The 1,178-nt window shown below is 51.9% G+C and carries 1 pseudogene; it reads left to right on the forward strand.

Going from position 1 to position 1,178, the window contains the following annotated elements:
- Positions 1–1,178: pseudogene (locus DWY57_RS20635) on the forward strand (viral A-type inclusion protein); the annotation flags it as partial.

Genomic DNA, 1,178 nt, shown 5'->3' on the forward strand with positions numbered 1-1,178 from the left:
GGGAAATGGGGACAATATATCATGCAGTCAAGCATGGCAGAATCCGGGCAGTTCTATGACGCACAGGCTGCCATCAAGAAACATGATCAGGAAGCTTATGACGTACTGTTGAAAAATGCCGAAAACAAACGTGACGGTTATCTGAAAAAAGCGGAGGAAGAGGTAAAGAAAGCCGCAGAAGCAGCCAAAAAAGGAAATATCGGTGGGCATATCGACCCCAAGCAGTCCGGGAAGAATCCGGAAGCGGAAGCCAAGCAACGGCTTGCCACAGAGCGTAGGCTGGCGCAGGATCTTGCCGCCCTGCAGGCTGAAAACCGGAAGGAAGAGATAGACCGCATGCAAGCCGGTACCGAGAAGAAACTGGCACAAATCGAATATGACTATAACGCCCGGAAAGAAGAGATAAACCGGCAGGAAACCGACTGGAAGCGTGAGAACAAGGAAGCCGGCCTTTCCACCGGAGATAACGGACTTACCCGGGAGCAACAGGATGAACTTGAAAAAGCCCGTGCCTCAAACACCGAGTCAAGGAAAAAAGCGGAGGCGGACGTGTACAGGGAAGAGGCGGAAGCCATGCGTGACTATCTGAAGGAATACGGGACCTTCCAGCAGCAGAAACTGGCCATCGCTGAAGAATATGCCGAGAAAATCCGCAAGGCACAGTCCCAGGGCGAAAGACTGACTTTGGAAAAGCAGCGTGATGCGGCTGTGCACAAAGTGGACATGGAATCCCTTACCCAGAAGATAGACTGGGGAGCAGCGTTCGGGGATTTAACCGGCTTGCTTGCAGACCAGATGAAGAATCTGCTTGGCGAACTTAAGCAGTATGTCAAGACGGATGAGTTCAAAAAATCAGGAGCAGCGGATCAGCAGGTCGTTTACGATGCCATTGAACGTATTCAAAGCATGCTCCCCGGTGGCAACGGCACATTGGATTTTGCCCGGCTGCAAACGCAGATGCACGCTTTGGGGGATGCCGTAACACGTGTGCAAAATGCAGAACTGCAGCAGGAAGCGGCATTCATCCGGTTGAAAGCGGCGCAGGCCGATTACAACAAGGCTCTTGAAAGCGGTAACCAGGCAGAAATAGAACGTACCCAAATTGCTCTTCAAACGGCTCAATCGTCCAGCGTTTCAGCTGACGAAGAATACCTGAACGCCACCTCTGAAATGAAGGC

Origin of the sequence: Bacteroides sp. AF25-5LB (genome assembly GCF_003602965.1) — a bacterium.
Classification (GTDB): Bacteria; Bacteroidota; Bacteroidia; order Bacteroidales; family Bacteroidaceae; genus Bacteroides; species Bacteroides uniformis.